Annotated in this window: 15 protein-coding genes; 8 read left to right on the plus strand and 7 right to left on the minus strand. The window is 73.5% G+C overall.

Annotated elements, in window-relative coordinates; all coding sequences use genetic code 11:
* The 3 genes from LPA27_RS07785 to uvrB all read right to left on the minus strand — a co-directional run.
* Positions 1 to 280 (minus strand): MFS transporter (locus LPA27_RS07785; protein WP_324251248.1); only part of this gene is annotated, 280 nt, incomplete at its 3' end.
* Between the two features lie 121 nt (positions 281 to 401).
* Positions 402 to 866: a VOC family protein gene (locus LPA27_RS07790; RefSeq protein ID WP_228942085.1), complete on the minus strand. Its 465-nt coding sequence runs from the start codon at positions 864 to 866 to the stop codon at positions 402 to 404.
* The gene (uvrB, locus tag LPA27_RS07795; RefSeq protein WP_228942086.1) at positions 863 to 2989 is read right to left on the minus strand and encodes an excinuclease ABC subunit UvrB; all 2127 of its coding nucleotides are present in this window, start codon (positions 2987 to 2989) and stop codon (positions 863 to 865) included. Before uvrB ends, LPA27_RS07790 begins: the two co-directional genes overlap by 4 nt.
* Positions 2990 to 3045: 56 nt before the next feature.
* Here uvrB and LPA27_RS07800 point away from each other — a divergent pair, with 56 nt between their 5' ends.
* Complete coding sequence (locus LPA27_RS07800; RefSeq protein WP_156697880.1) at positions 3046 to 4308, plus strand: phospholipase D-like domain-containing protein; 1263 nt, start codon at positions 3046 to 3048, stop codon at positions 4306 to 4308.
* A gap of 100 nt (positions 4309 to 4408) precedes the next feature.
* On the opposite strand, the gene LPA27_RS07805 is transcribed toward LPA27_RS07800, so the two are convergent.
* Positions 4409 to 5392, minus strand: coding sequence for an SCP2 sterol-binding domain-containing protein (locus tag LPA27_RS07805; protein ID WP_228942087.1), 984 nt, complete (start codon positions 5390 to 5392; stop codon positions 4409 to 4411).
* A gap of 211 nt (positions 5393 to 5603) precedes the next feature.
* Between LPA27_RS07805 and LPA27_RS07810 the strand changes: the two genes are divergently transcribed.
* Entirely contained in the window at positions 5604 to 6275 is a 672-nt protein-coding gene (locus LPA27_RS07810) for a Crp/Fnr family transcriptional regulator (protein WP_056864307.1), read from the plus strand.
* Between the two features lie 34 nt (positions 6276 to 6309).
* On the opposite strand, the gene LPA27_RS07815 is transcribed toward LPA27_RS07810, so the two are convergent.
* Positions 6310 to 7260, minus strand: coding sequence for a DNA-3-methyladenine glycosylase family protein (locus tag LPA27_RS07815; RefSeq protein ID WP_228942088.1), 951 nt, complete (start codon positions 7258 to 7260; stop codon positions 6310 to 6312).
* A gap of 112 nt (positions 7261 to 7372) precedes the next feature.
* Here LPA27_RS07815 and LPA27_RS07820 point away from each other — a divergent pair, with 112 nt between their 5' ends.
* The 4 genes from LPA27_RS07820 (at position 7373) to LPA27_RS07835 (ending at position 11703) form a co-directional block, all read left to right on the plus strand.
* The gene (locus LPA27_RS07820; protein WP_228942089.1) at positions 7373 to 8914 is read left to right on the plus strand and encodes an ATP-dependent DNA ligase; all 1542 of its coding nucleotides are present in this window, start codon (positions 7373 to 7375) and stop codon (positions 8912 to 8914) included.
* Positions 8911 to 9351 carry a hypothetical protein gene (locus LPA27_RS07825; protein ID WP_228942090.1) on the plus strand — a complete coding sequence of 147 codons (441 nt, stop codon included), beginning with the start codon at positions 8911 to 8913 and terminating at the stop codon, positions 9349 to 9351. Before LPA27_RS07820 ends, LPA27_RS07825 begins: the two co-directional genes overlap by 4 nt.
* 169 nt (positions 9352 to 9520) lie before the next feature.
* The gene (locus LPA27_RS07830; RefSeq protein WP_228942091.1) at positions 9521 to 10963 is read left to right on the plus strand and encodes an HNH endonuclease signature motif containing protein; all 1443 of its coding nucleotides are present in this window, start codon (positions 9521 to 9523) and stop codon (positions 10961 to 10963) included.
* Between the two features lie 53 nt (positions 10964 to 11016).
* Positions 11017 to 11703: a TetR/AcrR family transcriptional regulator gene (locus LPA27_RS07835; protein ID WP_056864302.1), complete on the plus strand. Its 687-nt coding sequence runs from the start codon at positions 11017 to 11019 to the stop codon at positions 11701 to 11703.
* A gap of 72 nt (positions 11704 to 11775) precedes the next feature.
* Here LPA27_RS07835 and LPA27_RS07840 read toward each other — a convergent pair whose 3' ends face one another.
* Positions 11776 to 13059, minus strand: coding sequence for an acetyl-CoA C-acetyltransferase (locus tag LPA27_RS07840; protein ID WP_228942092.1), 1284 nt, complete (start codon positions 13057 to 13059; stop codon positions 11776 to 11778).
* A 135-nt stretch (positions 13060 to 13194) separates the two neighbouring features.
* On the opposite strand from LPA27_RS07840, the gene LPA27_RS07845 reads away from it, so the two are divergent.
* On the plus strand, positions 13195 to 14529 hold the full coding sequence (locus LPA27_RS07845; protein ID WP_228942093.1) for a 3-oxoacyl-ACP reductase: 1335 nt from the start codon (positions 13195 to 13197) through the stop codon (positions 14527 to 14529).
* Between the two features lies 1 nt (position 14530).
* Positions 14531 to 15427 carry a MaoC/PaaZ C-terminal domain-containing protein gene (locus tag LPA27_RS07850; RefSeq protein WP_228942094.1) on the plus strand — a complete coding sequence of 299 codons (897 nt, stop codon included), beginning with the start codon at positions 14531 to 14533 and terminating at the stop codon, positions 15425 to 15427.
* A gap of 152 nt (positions 15428 to 15579) precedes the next feature.
* Here the strand turns inward: LPA27_RS07850 and LPA27_RS07855 are convergent, their stop codons facing one another.
* The gene (locus tag LPA27_RS07855; RefSeq protein ID WP_228942095.1) at positions 15580 to 16980 is read right to left on the minus strand and encodes an MFS transporter; all 1401 of its coding nucleotides are present in this window, start codon (positions 16978 to 16980) and stop codon (positions 15580 to 15582) included.
* Positions 16981 to 17052 lie beyond the last annotated feature (72 nt).

The following is a 17052-nucleotide window of genomic DNA, read 5'->3' on the forward strand; positions in this document are numbered from 1 at the left end:
CCTGGGCCGCGGAGAGTACGACGGCGCCGGTCAGCAGCACGCTGCGCGAGCCGAACCGGTCGACGAGCAGCCCGACCGGCACCTGCATCGCGGCGTAGACGAGCAGCTGCAGCATCGTGAAGGTGGCCAGCTGGGCCGCGGAGATGTCGAAGCGCTCGGTCGCGGCCAGGCCGGCGACCGCCAGGGAGGAGCGGTGGAACACCGCCAGCAGGTAGATCAGCAGGCCGACGGTCCACACCGGGAGGGCCGCGCGGAGCGTGGGCTCGACGGTCGGGTTCACTCCCCCATCCTGCTCCCGCGCGACGTCGGCGCCGCACCAGGGGTCGGGCGCCGGACGGACCGGTGCTGGGAGCAGTGGTCGGAGCAGTGGTCGGAGCAGTGGTCGGGGCAGGGGCCGGGCCTCAGTCGAGGCAGAACTCGTTGCCCTCGGGGTCGGCCATCACGATGATGCCCTCGTCGGCGCCGTCGGCGTCCACACGCCGCAGCCGGCTGCCGCCCAGGGCGACCAGGCGCTCGCACTCGGCCTCGAGCGCGGCCATGCGCGCCTCGCCGCTGAGACCCGGCGCGGCCCGCACGTCGAGGTGCACGCGGTTCTTCGTGGTCTTCGCCTCGGGCACCCGCTGGAAGAACAGCCGCGGGCCGCTGCCGGTGGGGTCGTGGACGGCCCAGGCCCGCCCCCGCTCCTCGGGCGGCACGCCCCAGGCCTCCAGGGCCGCCTCCCACGTGTCGAACCCAGCCGGGGGCTCGTCGTCGACGTAGCCCAGCACGGCGCGCCAGAAGCCGGCCAGCCCGCGCGGGTCGGCGGCGTCGAGGGTCACCTGCACCTCGCGCACGACCGCCGCCGCGTCGGGGCCCGCCAGGCTCACTTGGTGGCCTCCATCATCTGCCGCAGCTCCTTCTTGAGGTCGGAGATCTCGTCGCGCATGCGGGCCGCGACCTCGAACTGCAACTCGGCCGCCGCCGTGCGCATCTGCTCGGTGAGGTCCTGGATGAGCTGGGCGAGGTCGGCGCTGGGCATGCCCGAGACGTCGGGGGCGTGGGTCCCGGCGGCCTTCTCCCCCAGCACCGGGGTGGGCTGACGGACCTTCACACCGCCGGCGCGTCCCGTGGCGGCCGTGCCGGCCCAGGTCTCGAGCAGCGCCTGGGTGTTCTCGTCCTCGCGGGCGAGCATCTCGGTGATGTCGGCGATCTTCTTGCGCAGCGGCATCGGGTCGACGCCGTGGGCCTTGTTGTAGGCGATCTGCTTGTCGCGGCGGCGGTTGGTCTCCTCGATCGCCATCTCCATCGAGGGGGTGATCTTGTCGGCGTACATGTGCACCTGGCCCGACACGTTGCGCGCGGCTCGGCCGATGGTCTGGATGAGCGACTTGTCGGAGCGCAGGAAGCCCTCCTTGTCGGCGTCGAGGATCGAGACGAGCGACACCTCGGGCAGGTCGAGGCCCTCGCGCAGCAGGTTGATGCCGACCAGCACGTCGTAGTCGCCCAGGCGCAGGTCGCGCAGCAGCTCGATGCGCTTGAGGGTGTCGATCTCGGAGTGGAGGTAGCGGGTGCGGATGCCGGCGTCGAGGAGGTAGTCGGTGAGGTCCTCCGACATCTTCTTGGTCAGCGTGGTGACCAGGACCCGCTCGTCCTTCTCCGCCCGCAGCCGGATCTCGTGGATGAGGTCGTCGATCTGGCCCTTCGTGGGCTTGACCACCACCTCGGGGTCGATGAGGCCGGTCGGGCGGATGATCTGCTCGACGGTGTCGCCGCCGACCTTGTCCAGCTCGTAGTCGCCCGGGGTCGCGGAGAGGTAGATCGTCTGACCGATCCGCTCGAGGAACTCCTCCCACCGCAGCGGTCGGTTGTCCATGGCGCTGGGGAGGCGGAAGCCGTGGTCGACGAGGTTGCGCTTGCGCGACATATCGCCCTCGTACATGCCACCGATCTGCGGCACCGCCACGTGGGACTCGTCGACGACGAGGAGGTAGTCCTCGGGGAAGTAGTCGAGCAGGCAGTTGGGCGCCGAGCCGTGGGTGCGCCCGTCCATGTGCATCGAGTAGTTCTCGATGCCGGAGCAGGAGCCGACCTGGCGCATCATCTCGACGTCGTAGGTCGTGCGCATGCGCAGCCGCTGGGCCTCGAGCAGCTTGCCCTGCTTCTCGAAGGCGGCGAGCTGGTCCTCCAGCTCCAGCTCGATGCCCTTGATGGCCCGCTCCATGCGCTCGGGGCCGGCGACGTAGTGGGTCGCGGGGAAGACGTAGAGCTCGGTGTCCTCGGTGAGCACCTCGCCGGTGACGGCGTGCAGGCTCATGAGCCGCTCGATCTCGTCGCCGAAGAACTCGATGCGGATCGCGTGCTCCTCGTAGACCGGGAAGATCTCGAGGGTGTCGCCGCGCACCCGGAAGGTGCCCCGGGTGAAGGACATGTCGTTGCGGGTGTACTGGATCTCCACCAGCTGGCGCAGGATCGAGTCGCGGTCGCGCTCCTCGCCGACCTTGAGCCGCAGCATGCGGTCGACGTACTCCTGCGGGGTGCCGAGGCCGTAGATGCAGGAGACCGTCGAGACCACGATGACGTCGCGTCGGGTCAGCAGCGAGTTGGTGGCCGAGTGCCGCAGCCGCTCGACCTCCTCGTTGATCGAGGAGTCCTTCTCGATGTAGGTGTCGGTCTGCGGCACGTAGGCCTCGGGCTGGTAGTAGTCGTAGTAGCTCACGAAGTACTCGACCGCGTTGTCGGGGAAGAGCTGGCGCAGCTCGTTGGCGAACTGCGCGGCCAGCGTCTTGTTGGGCTGGAGCACCAGCATGGGGCGCTGCACCTGCTCGGCCACCCAGGCCACGGTGGCCGTCTTGCCCGTGCCGGTGGCACCGAGGAGGACGACGTCCTCGACCCCGTCGTTGATGCGGCGGGTGATCTCCTTGATGGCGGTCGGCTGGTCTCCGGAGGGCTCGTAGTCGGAGACGACCTTGAAGGGGGCCACGCGGCGCTCGAGATCGGTGACGGGTCGCATGCTGCGAGCCTACGACCGGCCACCGACACTCCCCACCGTGACGCTAGGTTGTCCCCGTGAGACCGCGACCGCCGAGCGTCGCCGACCGTGTGGTCACCCTGCTGCGCCGGACCCTGCTGAGCGTCTTCGGCGTGCCCCTGGTCATCGCGGTCGCGATGTCGCTGGTCGACTCCTACCGCCGCCGCGGGAAGCACCCCAAGCCCTTCCCGACCACGCCGCCGCGCACGGTGGACATCGGCGACGGCGCGGTGACGACCTACACCTACGGCCAGGACCTCTACGAGGACATGCTCGCGGCCATCGAGGGCGCCGAGCGGCAGATCCTCTTCGAGACCTACATCTGGAAGGGCGACCAGACCGGCGAGCGGTTCAAGCACGCACTCGTCGCGGCCGCCGACCGCGGCGTCGACGTCTACTGCATCTACGACGGGTTCGCCAACCTGGTCGTCTCCCCCGTCTTCAAGCGCTTCCCCCGCCAGGTCAAGGTGCTGCGCTACCCCGTCTACGCCGCCGGCTGGCGCTTCTTCGACGTCCGCCGCTACGGCCGCGACCACCGCAAGATCCTGGTCGTCGACAGCACGGTCGGCTTCGTGGGCGGCTACAACATCGGCGACGCCTACGAGACCGAGTGGCGCGACACCCACGTGCGGATCACCGGCCCCGGCGTGTGGGACCTGCAGCGTGCCTTCGCCGACTTCTGGAACCTCAACCGCCGTCGCCTCATCGGCGTGAGCGAGCGGCCGCTGCTGCTGGAGACCAGCTCGGTGTGGGAGCCGCGGATCCGGATCCAGCGCAACGTGCCGCGGCTGTGGATGTTCCCCATCCGGTCGATGTACCTCGAGGCCATCAACCGCGCCAGCCGCAACGTGTGGATGACGCAGGCCTACTTCATCCCCGACCAGGACTTCGTCGACGCCCTGCGGGCCGCCGCGCGCCGCGGGGTCGACGTGCGCCTGCTGGTGCCGCTGAAGTCCAACCACATCGTGGCCGACTGGATCTCGCGCGGCTACTTCTCCCAGCTGCTCGACGCCGGGGTGCGCATCTTCCGCTTCCGCGACGCGATGGTGCACGCCAAGACCGCCACCGTCGACGGCACGTGGACCACGGTCGGCACCGCCAACATCGACCGGCTGAGCCTCTCGGGCAACTACGAGGTCAACGTCGAGGTCATCGACGAGTCGCTGGCCAAGACGCTGGAGGAGATCTGGATGGTCGACGAGTCCAACAGCCTCGAGCTCACCCGTGGCGAGTGGGAGGCCCGCGACCTGCACCGCAAGTTCACCGAGCTCGTGCTGCGCCCGCTGCGCCCCCTGCTCTGAGGCGCGCCGCTCCGCCGGCTCGGCGGCTCGACCGCTCGGGACCGGCGCTCCGGTCCGGGCTGCTCCGGACCGGGCTGGTCGGGACCGGGCTGGTCGGGCCTCAGCGCCGGGCGCGCTGCGGGGCGGCCCTCGGGAAGTCGATGGCCCCGGCGAGCTGCAGCGCCTTGGCCCGGTCGCCGCGGACCTTCAGCTGGCCGCGGAGCACGCCGGTCATGACGCTGAGCTGGCCCGTGGCCAGGCGCAGGAAGTCGTGGGCCTCGCACACGATGGTGGCGTCCCGACCGTCCCGACCGTCGTCGCCGGTCTCGGTGCGCTCCACGGTGGTGTGCCCGCGGTCGATGCGCACCAGGTAGCGGTCGGCCGGGAGGTCGCCGCTGGGCGCCAGGCGGAAGCCGACGGCGACGCGCAGCCGCGAGGAGCGGCGGGCGTCGACGAAGTCGGGCAGGCGGCGGAAGACCTCGTCGAGCACGACCGGTCGGAAGCCGCCGGCCATGACCGAGCGCAGGTGGTCGGTGCTCGCCTCCGCGACCGCCGTGGCGACCTCGACCGGGTCGAGGGCGGTGGGGTCGACGGCCACCTCGTCGTGGCCGGGCACCCGGAACAGGCCACCGACGCCCAGCGCCAGCATCGCGTCGCCCTCGACCTCGAGGTGGCCCGCGAGGTAGTCGAGGGCCGCGTTGCCCTGGCCGGTGACGAGCCGGGCGAAGCGCAGCAGGGTGCTGCGCAGGACGACGTCGGCCCCCGCGGGGTCCGCCCCGAGGGCGGACGCCTCCACGAGGGGCTCGATGACCCCGTCGGCGAAGGCCAGGCCCCGCGTCTCGACCCCACCGTCGCTGGTGGCCAGCTCGAAGCGGACCGAGCCCTTGAGGTCGGCCAGCCGCGCGGGGTCGGCGTACTCGTCGAGGCGTCGCAGGATGCCGGTGACGGCGGCGGCGCGGACCTGGGGGCGCCCGAGGAGCTCGACGAGCCGGTCGTCGGGCGTCGCGGCGACCGCGGCGACCAGACCCTCGGCGGGGGCCGCGGCGAAGAAGGCGGCGGCGGACTCGCGGTCGGCGGTGCGCAGCAGGTCGAGGTCGGTGCTCATCGGTCCTCCGGCAGGTGTGACTCGGCTCACGTGAGTGTGACACGGAGTCGCAGCAACCGTCCTGGGACCCCGCGGACCGGCGCGTCGGGCCCCCGGGGCCAGGCGCCGGCGAGCGGGAGTGGCGTACCTCATCCGGCGTCCGCTCGCCTCGACCCCCCGTCGTGTCCGATCATGTGGTGACGTGCCCGACTCCCTGCCTCTCGGAGGATCCGTGACCCCGCTCGACCCCGGCCCCACCACACCGGACGACCTCGGCGCCGTCGCGGCCCTGCTTCCCCTGATGACCGAGGTCGTCGTGGAGCGCGGCGCCACGCTGTTCGCCCAGGGCGACCGGCACGAGACGATGTACCTCGTGCGCGAGGGCGCGCTGAAGGTCACCCGCGCCAACCGCGACGAGCGCCCGACCATCCTGGCGGTGGTGGGCCCCGGCGAGATGCTGGGCGAGATGGCCCTGCTCGACGGCCGCGAGCGCGGCGCCACGGTCACCGCCATCACCCGCGCACACCTGCTGGAGCTGGAGCGGGACGTCTTCGACCGCGAGCTCGAGCGCGACCCGGCGATCGCGGTGGCGCTGCTGCAGGACCTCGCCCGCCGGCTGCGCCGCTCCAACGACACCGTCTCCGACCTCGCCTTCGCCGACGTGCCGAGCCGCGTGGCTCGCACCGTGCGCCACCTGGCCTCGAAGTTCGGCACCACCACCGACGAGGGCCACCTCAGGGTCGAGCACCAGCTCACCCAGGAGGAGCTCGCCCAGCTCGTGGGCTCGGCGCGCGAGACGGTCAACAAGGCCCTGGCCTCGCTCTCGCGTCGCGGCGTCATCGAGGTGCGCCAGCGCACCATCACCGTCATCGACCAGGACGCGCTGGAGCGCCTGGCCGGCTGACCTCTCCGCCCGCCGCGGCGGCACACCCCACCGCTCAGGGGCGGGTGACGCGGGAGGGCAGGTGGGTGCGCGGCGCCATCTTCGCGCCGCGGCGCGGCCGGTGGAGGCCGGCCGCCCCCAGCAGCATCGGCACCCGCCCCCGGTGGGGACGCCACGGCTCGAGGTAGGCCGCCATCGCCTCGTCGTCGAACGGCTCGCCCGTCAGCGCCCACCCGACGTCCTTGGCCACGTGGTAGTCCCCGAAGGAGACGGCGTCGGGATCGCCGTGGGCGCGCTGGCGGACCTCCGCGCTCGTCCACACCCCGATGCCGGGCAAGGTCCGGAGCCGCCGGTCGGCCTCCTCGGGGGCGAGGGTGGCCGTGCGCTCGAGGGCGTCGGCCACGCGCGCGGCCGTGACCAGGGTGCGCGAGCGCTGGGGATCGACGTGCAGCTGGAGCCACTCCCACGAGGCGATGGTGCGCAGCCGCTCCGGTGGCGGCTGCACCCACAGCCGCAGCTGCTCCCCCGGACCCGGCGCGCGCTCACCGAAGCGGTGGACGAGCATCCGGAAGCCCGCGAACGCCTCCTGGCCGGTGACCTTCTGCTCCAGGATCGCCGGCACCAGCGCCTCCATGACCAGGCCGGTGCGGCCCAGGCGCAGGTCGGGGTGGAGGCGGCGGGCCTCGGCCACGACGGGGTGGCGGGGCTCGAAACCGGACCAGTCGTCGTCGGCGCCCAGCATCGCCGGCACCGACTCCAGGGCCCAGGACGCCCCGGGCCCCCACGCCTCGGCGTGCACCTCGCCCAGGCCCGGGCGGGGGTGCACCAGCAGGGTGGCGGGCCCCTCCGGGGTGCGGATGCCGCGCCAGTGCCGCTCACCGTCGATGCGGTAGGTCGGGTCGCCGCCGCCGCGCTTGTGCAGCCGCAGCACCCGCGCCGCCGGACAGGCCCACGCCGGGCGCCACACCCTGACCTGCCCGCCGCTGGTCGCCGACGACTCGCTCACGGGCACGACGCTACGCCAGGGCGCCGACGGTGCGCGCCCGGACCGAGGGACGTCGACCCGCGGGCCCTCGTCGGGGTGAGGCGGTGTCGGTGGGGGTCGCCACAATGGGGGGATGCTGCTCGCCGACGTCGTCGCCACCTCCGAGGCGGTGGCCGCGACCCGCTCCCGCAAGGCGAAGGTCGAGGCCCTGGCCGCACTCCTGCGCCGGCTCGACCACGCCCGGCCCGACGAGGTCGACGTCGTGGTCACCTACCTCGGCGGCTCCCTGCGCCAGCGTCGCACCGGTCTCGGGTGGCGGTCGGTCGCCGACCTGCCGCCGCCCGCCGAGACGGCGGGGCTCGACGTGGTCGAGGTCGACCGGGCCTTCACGGCGCTGTCGGCGCTCGCGGGCCCGGGCTCGCAGTCGGCTCGCGCCGCCGCCGTGGCCGACCTCTTCGGGCGCGCCGACGCCGCCGAGCAGGCCTGGCTGCGCGGGGCCGTCACCGGCGAGGTGCGGCAGGGCGCGCTCGACGCCGTCGTGCAGGAGGCCGTGGCCGCCGTGGCGCAGGTGCCGGTCGCCGACGTGCGCCGCGCGGCGATGCTGGCGGGCTCGACCGTGGCCGCCGGGGTGGCCGCCCTCACCGGGGGCGCCGACGCGTTGGCCGGCTTCGGGCTCGAGGTGGGGCGGCCGGTGCTGCCCATGCTCGCCTCCTCGGCGCCGGACGTGGCGGCGGGCCTGGTCAAGGCCGGAGCCGTGGGTGGTGGCGTGGTCGTCGACACCAAGCTCGACGGCATCCGGGTGCAGGTGCACCGCCGCGGCGAGGAGGTCGTCATCGCGACCCGCTCCCTCGACGACATCACCCACCGGCTGCCCGAGGTCGTCGCCGTGACCCTCGCCCTCGACGCCGAGAGCGTGGTCCTCGACGGCGAGGCCCTCTCCCTCGACGAGCACGGTCGACCGCGCGCGTTCCAGGACACCGCCTCGCGCACGGCGCAGGGCGCCAGCGACGACGGGCTCCACGTCACCCCGTACTTCTTCGACATCCTCCACCTCGACGGCCGCGACCTGCTCGACGAGCCCCTCGAGACCCGCCTCGCCGCGCTCGACGCGCTCGTGCCCGCCGAGCACCGGGTGGCCCGTCTCGCGGGCCCGTCCGGGCGGCAGGCCCAGGACTTCGCCGCCGAGGTCGTCGCCGCCGGCCACGAGGGGGTGGTGGTGAAGTCGCTGTCGTCCTCCTACGACGCGGGCCGCCGCGGCGCGGGCTGGGTCAAGGTCAAGCCGGTGCACACCCTCGACCTCGTCGTGCTCGCCGCGGAGTGGGGCTCGGGTCGCCGCACGGGCCTGCTGTCGAACATCCACCTCGGCGCCGCCGACGGCGCCGGCGGTTTCGTGATGCTGGGCAAGACCTTCAAGGGCATGACCGACGAGACGCTGGCCTGGCAGACCGAGCGGTTCCTGGGCCTCGAGACCCACCGCGAGGGCCACGTGGTCCACGTGCGCCCCGAGCAGGTTGTCGAGATCGCGCTCGACGGCGTGCAGCGCTCGACCCGCTACCCCGGTGGGCTGGCGCTGCGCTTCGCCCGGGTCGTGCGCTACCGCGACGACAAGGGCCCCGAGCAGGCCGACACGATCGCCGCCGTGCGGGCGCACTTCCGAGAGGGGCACACACCATGAGGATGCCGCCCATCGTGGTGGCGGCGGGCCTCGTCGGCGCCGTCCTCCTGAGCGGCGGATGCACGGGGCCCGCCGGGGGCGGGGCGGACCGGGACCCGACCGATGTCGAGGAGGTCACCACGACCGACACGGTCGGGGCCGACGAGCTCCGCTCGGCCTCCGGCGGCGACGCGGGGCGCTACTCATGGACCGACCTGAGGGTGACCAACGACCAGTCGCTCGGGTACTTCACGGGCTCGATCCGCGTCACGAACGACGGCCAGGACGCTGTCGACGTCCGCGTCGAGGTCACAGCCGTCGGTGGGCAGCAGAGGCTGGGCACGCTGACCGGCCTGTCCCTGGTGGAGTCCGGAGCGGCGACGACGATCGGCCTCACCTCGCTGGACGAGTTCGCGAGGGCCACGACCTTCGAGGTCGAGCTCTCCACCGCCCCCTGACCCGGCGACGCGCGAGGAAGTAGCCCCGACCCCCACCGAGCCCGGCACACCACCGTGTCGGCCTCCTCCGCTGACCACGAGGCGTCCACAGCCGCGGTCGTGGCGTCAATGCTCCCCAGGTGCACCCACCATCGGCCCCCGCGGACGGCGTGGACGGTTGGCTGTGGCCATGTCCATGACCGCCCTCACCTCGGCCGCGACGCGGCCACCCGAGACCCTCGCCGCGCGGGCCCGGGCCGCCCTCGGCGCCCTGGCCGACGCGCCCTGGGACGTGCTCGGCGACGACGACCTGCTGGCGAGCGCCCTCGACCTCGTCGCGGCCCGGTCGGCACTGCGGGCCGCCGAGGCGCGGGCCCTCGTGGAGATCGATCGTCGCGACCTCGCCCGCCGCAGCCTGGGCTGGGGCTCCACCGCCGACTGGCTGACCCACGTCGCGGGTCTCCGGGTCTCCCAGGGTCGCCAGGCCGTCGCCCACGCCCACGAGCTGGCCGGCGACCGGGCGGCCACGCTGGCCGCCCTCGTCGCCGGCACCGTCAGCCCCGAGCAGGCCGCCCTCGTGATCGACGCCGTCGAGGAGCTGCCCGCCGAGACCGCCCTGCGTACGCGGGCCGAGACCTCGCTGCTGGAGAAGGCCGACCACCTCCACGCGACCGACCTCGCGCGGGCCGCCGTACGCGTGGTCGACGAGGTGGACCCCGGGCGCGCCGCGCGGGAGCGCGAGCGCCAGCGCGACCGTCTGGCCCGCGCGTCCCACCGCCGTCGGTTCCTGTCGATCAGCGACGACGGCGCGGGCGGGGTCAGGGTCCGCGGGCGCGGCAGCGCCGAGGACGCCGCGGTCCTGCGCCAGGCGCTGCTGCCGCTCACCGCCCCCGCCCCGTCGGTCGACCCGCAGACCGGTGAGCGGCTCAGCGACCCCCGGGACCACGGCGCCCGCACCTGGGACGCCCTGGTGCAGGTGGCGCAGCACGCGCTCGACACCGACGCGGTGCCCGGATCGCACGGCGAGCGCACCCGCGTGAGCGTCACGATCCCCTGGGAGCAACTGCGGGACGCCGTCGGCGCCACGCGCGGCGGGGAGACCGACGACGGCCTCACGCTGAGCGCCGGCACGGTGCGGCGGATGGCGTGCGACGCCACCGTCATCCCCGCCGTCCTCGGCGCGGAGTCCGCCGTGCTCGACCTGGGCCGCGAGGCGCGCGTGGTCTCAGCCTCGCTGTGGCGCGCCCTGGTGGCTCGCGACACCCACTGCACCTTCCCCGGCTGCGGACGTCCCCCGGTGATGTGCCACGCCCACCACGTCGAGCACTGGGCCGACGGCGGCCCCACCGCCCTGGGCAACCTGGCGCTGCTCTGCGGGCACCACCACCGCACCATCCACGACACACCGTGGCAGGTGCGGACGGGCTCGGACGGCCGACCGGAGTTCCTCCCACCGACAGGTCTGTCGGAGACCGGCTCGCGCGCATGCTCCACGCCCGGCGACGCGCTGGGCCCGCACGACGCCTCGGAGGACCGGTCCGACGCACACGCCACGCCCTCAGGCTGGGGCAGGACCCGCCGCCGCGCCGCAGGTGCCCGACCAGATCCGGACCCACCGCACGACGAGGACTGACGGTCCCGTCACAGCCGTGCAACTGCGAGTTGCACCAGTCGTACGATACGGGGATGGTCACTGCCTCAGAGACGGACGGACGGCGATCCGCCGCGGCTGCGCGCCGGCGCGCCCGCGAGAAGGAGATCATCGCGGCGACCCGCGCGCTCTTCGACCAGCGCGGGGTGCGCGACGCCCAGATCGAGGACATCGCCAAGGCCGTCGGCATCAACCGAGCGATCGTCTACCGCCACTTCACCGGCAAGGAGGAGCTCTTCGCCCTCACGCTGGTGGGCTACCTCGAGGAGCTCCACGCCGCGCTCCAGGCCGCCGCTGCCTCGGCCGAGGAGCCGCGGGAGCGTCTGCAGCTGATCGTCGGCGCCTTCGTCGACTACGGGCTGGCCCACCCGGCCTTCGTCGACTGCGCCCAGGCCCTCATGCGGCGCTCCGGCCCCGAGCTCCTCGACGAGATCTCCGAGGGTGCCCTCTTCCGCCTCGGCCGGGGCATCTCGACGTGCCTGGCCGTGCTCTCCACGGTCCTGGAGGACGGCACCAGACGCGGGGCCTTCGGTGTCGGCGACCCGACCCTGCTGGCCAACACGCTGTACGCCAGCGGCCTCGGCGCCCTGCAGCTCGCGCGGGTCGGGATCCTCGTCAAGGAGGCGGCGCCGGGCATCCCCACCGTCGGTGAGATCTCGCCGGAGCAGGTGCGTCAGTACCTCGTCGCCTCTGCGCTGGCCATGGCGTCCCTCGGCGTCTAGGACACCCCGGTCCCGACGCACCAGGCCCGCCCGACGTTCGTCGGACGGGCCTGGTGGGTGTGCGGTGGAGACTCAGGGGCGCTCGAGGATCGCGGTGACGCCCTGACCGCCGGCAGCGCAGACCGAGATGACTCCCCGACCGCTGCCCTTCTCCGCGAGCAGCTTGGCGAGGACGTTGACGATCCGTCCGCCGGTGGCGGCGAACGGGTGCCCCGCGGCGAGCGAGGACCCGTTGACGTTGAGCTTGGAGCGGTCGATCGAGCCGAGCGGGGCGTCGAGACCCAGGCGCTCCTTGCAGAAGACCGGGTCCTCCCAGGCCTTGAGGGTCGAGAGCACCTGCGAGGCGAACGCCTCGTGGATCTCGTAGAAGTCGAAGTCCTGCAGGCTCAGGCCCTCGCGCTGCAGCATGCGCGCCATCGCGTAGGCGGGGGCCATCAACAGACCCTCGCCGCCGTGCACGTAGTCGACCGCGGCGGTCTCGTAGGCCGTGAGGTAGGCCAGCACGGGCAGGCCCTTCTCCTCGGCCCACTCCTCCGAGGCGAGCAGCACCACCGAGGCACCGTCGGTGAGCGGGGTGGAGTTGCCCGCGGTCATCGTCGCGGCCTCGCCCTTGCCGAAGACCGGCTTGAGCTTGGCCAGCTTCTCCACCGAGGAGTCGGGGCGCAGGTTCTGGTCGCGTTCGAGCCCGCGGAAGGGGGTGATCTGGTCGTCGAGGAAGCCGGCCTCGTAGGCCTTGGCGAGGTTCTGGTGGGAGGTCGCGGCGAGGGCGTCCTGCTCCTCACGACCCACCTGCCACTCCAGCGCGGTGAGCGCGGCGTGATCACCCATGGCCAGCCCGGTGCGGGGTTCGCCGTTCTGGGGGATGCTCGGCACGAGGTCGCCGGGACGCACCTTGGCCAGGGCCGCGAGGCGACCCTTGAGGTCCTTGGCCCGGTTGGCCTCGAGGAGGATCTTGCGCAGTCCCTCCCCCACGGCGATCGGTGCGTCGGAGGTGGTGTCCGAGCCACCGGCGATACCGACCTCGATCTGGCCCAGGGCGATCTTGTTCGCGACCTGGATCGCCGCCTGGAGACCGGTGCCGCAGGCCTGCTGGATGTCGGTGGCGGGGGTCTCGGGTGAGAGCTTGGAGCCCAGCACCGCCTCGCGGGTGAGGTTGAAGTCACGGCTGTGCTTGAGCACGGCTCCGGCCACGACCTCGCCGAGGCGCTCGCCCTCGAGGCCGAAGCGGGTCACGAGGCCGTCGATGGCGGCGGTGAGCATGTCCTGGTTCGACGCGTCGGAGTAGACCGTGTTGGACCGGGCGAAGGGGATGCGGTTGCCGCCGATGACGGCGACGCGACGAGTGGTGGGTTGCATAGGGTCATCCTTGCGTCGACAGGCCTCGCAGTGAAGCCTGTGAGGGGCACGTCACGATGTGTGGACGCTGAGTTACACATCGGGTTGCATGACCGTGCCCCACGATCTCCCACCACCACACGGAGGACCACCCGCATGAGCGACAAGTACCAGAGCTTCTCGCAGTCCCCGCTCGGAAAGCTGCTGGTCAAGAACCTCGGCCTCCCCGCCCCCATGAAGCTCGAGCGGTACGCCGAGGGCGCTCCGCTCGTCGACGGCATCGTCGCCGTCGGGGGACGCGGCCGCCTCGCCGAGTCGCTCGGCGGCATCCTCTCCCAGCTCGGCGTCGAGAGCACCGACGCCCCGGCCGAGGGATCCAGGCTCAAGGGCCTGGTCTTCGACGCCACCGGCCTCACGTCCTCCGACCAGCTCATCGCCCTGCGCGACTTCTTCACCCCGCTCATGCGCAGCCTCGCGACCTGCCCGCGCGTCGTCGTGCTCGGCACCCCGCCGGAGCTCCTCGAGGGGGGCGAGCGCGTCGCGCAGCGCGCCCTGGAGGGCTTCACCCGCAGCCTGGGCAAGGAGATCGGTCGCGGCGGCACGGTGCAGTTGGTCTACGTCGCCGAGGGCGCCGAGGCGTCGGTCGCCAGCACGCTGGGCTTCCTGCTCTCCCCGAAGTCGGCCTACGTGTCGGGCCAGGTCGTGCGCATCGGCGCCACCGGCTCGACCGACGCGCCCGCGGTCACCGACTGGACCCGCCCCCTGGCCGGCAAGGTGGCCCTCGTGACCGGCGCCAGCCGCGGGATCGGCGAGCAGATCGCGCGGGTCCTGCACCGCGACGGCGCCACCGTCGTGGGCGTCGACGTGCCCCAGGCCGCCGACGGCCTGGTGAAGCTCATGAACGAGCTCGACGGTGACTGGCTGACCCTCGACATCACCGCGAAGGACGCCCCGCAGCGGATCGCCCAGCACCTCAAGGACAAGCACGGCGGCGTCGACGTCGTGGTCCACAACGCCGGCATCACCCGCGACAAGAAGCTCGCCAACATGTCGGAGGACCGCTGGGAGTCGGTCATCGCCGTCAACCTCACCGCCCCGGAGCGCATCAGCCGCGAGCTGCTCGACCAGGGCGTCGTCAACGCCCACGGCTCGATCGTCGGCGTGGCGAGCATCGCCGGCATCGCGGGCAACGTCGGCCAGACCAACTACGCCGCCTCCAAGGCCGGCGTCATCGGCCTCGTCGACTCCCTCAAGGGCGAGCTCACCGACGGCATCACCGTCAACGCCGTGGCGCCGGGCTTCATCATCACGCAGATGACCGCGGCGGTGCCGTTCGCGACCCGCGAGGTCGGTCAGCGCCTCAACGCGATGTCGCAGGGCGGTCTGCCCGTCGACGTCGCCGAGACCGTGGCCTGGTACGCCGACCCCGCGTCGAGCGCCGTCAACGGCAACGTGGTCCGCGTGTGCGGCCAGATGATGCTGGGGGCCTGACGTGGCCGGCACCGGGGCGCCGCAGTCCCCCCGCCTGGTCACCCCCGGCTCCGGGGCCGTGCCCACGCTGCTCAAGGCCGCCCTCCCGTCGATCCCCGTCGTCGGCTCCCTGCCCGGTGTGAGGAAGGGGCCGGCGTCGTCCTTCGCCGGGCTCACCTTCACCCGGCCGCCGGTGACCGTCGAGCGGGCCCACGTCGAGGCCTACGCCGAGGTCTGCGGCTTCCCGAGCAAGGACACCGCGCCGCTGACCTACCCCCACATGCTCGCCTTCCCGCTGCACATGGCGATCATGACCGAGCCGTCGTTCCCCGCACCCGCCATCGGCACGGTGCACCTGGAGAACGCGGTGACCGGCCACCGGCCGGTCGCGGTGGGCGAGAGCCTGGCCGTGACGACCAGCGTGGGAGCCCCCCGCCCCCACCCCAAGGGCACGGTCTACGAGTTCGTGGCCGAGGCACGGGTGGGCGAGGAGCTGGTCTGGGAGAGCACCTCGACCTACCTGCGCCGCGGACGCGGCGACGCCGACGCACCGAGTGGATCCTCCTTCCCCGACACCTCGCCCAACGGCACCGTGTGGCGCCTGCCCGGCGACCTGGGCCGCCGCTACGCCGCCGTCTCGGGCGACCACAACCCGATCCACCTGTACCCGTGGACGGCCAAGGCCCTGGGCTTCCCGCGCCAGATCGCCCACGGCATGTGGAGCCTGGCGCGCTGCGTGGCCGCGATCGAGAACCGGCTGCCCGACGCGGTGCGCGTCGACGCGGCCTTCAAGAAGCCGATCCTGCTGCCGGGCTCGGTCGAGCTCGGCACCCGGGTGCTCGACGACGGCATCGCGTTCGCGCTGACCAACCCGCGGTCCGGCGCCCCGCACGTGGTGGGACGCAGCACCGCGCTCTGAGACCGCCCGCCCGGTCACGACTCCCGGTCACGACTCCCGGTCACCACGCCCGGTCACGACGCCCGGTCACCACGCCCGGTCACCACGCCCGGTCACCAGGCCCGGTCGCGGCGGCCGATCGCGCCCTCCTCGCCCCGGCGAGGAGGGCGCGCTCACGTCCGGGGCCGCCCCAGGACGGCGATGGCGGCGGCACCGAGCACGGTGAGCGAGGCCGACACGACGACGGCGACGTTCCAGCCCGCGACCAGCGCGGCCGGTGCCGTGTCGCCCGACCCGGCGTGCGCCGCGAGGGTCACGGTGAGGGTGATGCCACAGGCGGCGCCGAGGTAGCGGGCGGTGTTGTTGGCGCCCGAGCCCATGGCGGCGCGCGCCGGCGGCACGCTGGCGACCGCCTCGCGTCCGAGCAGTGCGTTGAGCACCCCGGTGCCCAGACCGGAGACCACCATGGCGAGCGCCACCCGGGTCACCGCGGAGCCCTCGTCGAGCCCGAAGCCGATCATCTGCCCACCGGCCACGACGAGCAGCACCACCGCCACGGGCCTGCCGCCCTCGAGCGGGTGGCGCACGAGGCGCACCAGCAGCGAGGCCACCACGCTCGCCGCGGCCCAGGCCACGACGAGCAGGCTGCCGACCCACAGGCTCTCCCCCAGCCCGGCCTGCGCCAGCGTCGGCACGTACGACGAGATGCCGATCATCCCGAGGCCGAGCACCAGCGATCCCCCGGTCGCCGCCCGGAACCGCGGGTGCGCCAGCAGCGCGGGCTCCACCAGCGGCTCGCGCACGCGCCGCTCGACGACCACCATGGCCGCCAGCGCGAGGACCCCACCGACGACGAGGCCGACCACCGGGCCGTCGACGCCGTCACGCCCCTCCGTCAGCGCCGCGACCAGGCACGACATGCCGAGCACCAGCAGGGCGAGCCCGGGCAGGTCGACGCGCCGCGCCGCGGGCGTGGAGACGGGCAGCGCCCGCACCGAGGGGACCAGCAGCAGCGCGGCCAGCGCTGCGGTGACGACGTAGGTCTCGCGCCATCCCGACCCGAGGTCGAGTGCGGCGGCGAGGAGGGCGCCGGTGGCGATGCCCAGCCCGACGCTGGCGCCCCACACCGACGTCGCATGGGCCCGCGCGGGCCCCGGGGCGTGGGTGTGGGCGAGCAGGGCCAGCCCGCAGGCCAGCACGGCGGCGCCGCCCACGCCCTGCACTACGCGGGCCCCGATCAGCAGGAGCGGCTCCTGGGCGATCGCGCACACGAGGGCACCGGCACCGACCGCCGCCAGGCCGGCGAGGTAGACGCGGCGTCGACCGAGGGCGTCGCCGAGCACGCCGGTGGCGAGGAGGGCTCCGGCGAGGCCGACGCTCATCGAGCTCAGCACCCACGCCTGCGCGGCGGGACCGGCACCCAGGTCGGCGGCCGCGGCGGGCAGCGTGGCCATCGGGGTGACGTAGGTGACCAGGACCAGGGCCGTGCCCAGCGCGACGACGGGCAGCGCCCGCGCCCCCGCCTCCCGGCCCGTGCTGACGCGACCGGAAGAGGGTTTGACATTCAAACTCACACCGCAGGACAGTACACAGGTGAGGACCTCCTGGACACCCCGTCGCACGCCTCGGCGCGCCCGGCCGGCCGG

The organism is Nocardioides sp. Leaf374 (assembly GCF_916862475.1).
GTDB classification, from domain to species: Bacteria; Actinomycetota; Actinomycetes; order Propionibacteriales; family Nocardioidaceae; genus Nocardioides; species Nocardioides kribbensis.